Source organism: Ruminococcus sp. OM06-36AC (assembly GCF_003438725.1).
Lineage (GTDB): Bacteria > Bacillota > Clostridia > Oscillospirales > Ruminococcaceae > Ruminococcus_C > Ruminococcus_C callidus.
Map to the genome: position 1 here is coordinate 1 of NZ_QSTT01000077.1, position 929 is coordinate 929.

Sequence of the window (929 nt, forward strand, 5' to 3'; positions counted from 1 at the left end):
AGCCACGGCAGCTTGACAACTTATTATCCGGACGGAAACAAAAAATCAGAAACGGATGCAGAAGGTAATATTACCTCTTATGTGTATGACGCTTACGGACAGGTAATCAAGAAAACCAATCCAGACGGCACAATGAATCTGACGGCGTATGATGGTCTTCAAAGAGAAAAGGCAACATATTTCTTGGGCAGTGAAAATGGCACAAAGCAAATTTTAACGAAGACATCCTATGAATTTGCAGGATACAATTTTGACATTTATTCTGCACTTGATACTTCAGCTTCTCACTCCTGTAAGGGTCTGAAAACAACTAAAACGACTTATATTACTGAAAACAAGCAGGTTATTTCCGAAACGCTGACCGATATCAAGGAACACACAATTTACGAAAAAACAAATGGTGAAACCAAGCGAACTAGTGCATACTATGCCAATGGACAGCTTGCTCGTCAAACAGATGCATTGGGAAACATCACGAAGTATGAGTATGGTTATCTGAACAAGGTTACTAAGACCTACACACCGTTCAATACTAAATCGAATGGATCCGTCAACTACTCTGTGACGGAAAATCAGTATGACAAGAATGGTAATGTAACGCTTGCAAAGCAAACTGTTCAAAAGCAGGATTCGGATACAGTAAAGTATAGTGTAACTGAAAATCAGTACAATGCACAGGGGTTGCTGACACAGGTAACATTGAGTGACGGCACGTCTAATGGTGAGAAGAATATCACCAAATATTTCTACAACAATGCTGGTATCCAAACCAAAATGTACACGGGTTTGAACAGCACAAATGATTCTGACTACATGACCACGAATTATGAATATGATGCGTGGGGACATTTGGTAAGAACGACTGACAGCACAGGCTATAACTCTGGTGCAACAACCTATGATCTGAATGGTAATGCACTGACTGTAAC

1 protein-coding gene is annotated in these 929 nt (G+C 40.2%); it reads left to right on the plus strand.

The window, feature by feature from the left end; all coding sequences use genetic code 11:
- Positions 1 to 929 (plus strand): RHS repeat domain-containing protein (locus DXB92_RS13240; protein WP_147330087.1); only part of this gene is annotated, 929 nt, incomplete at both ends.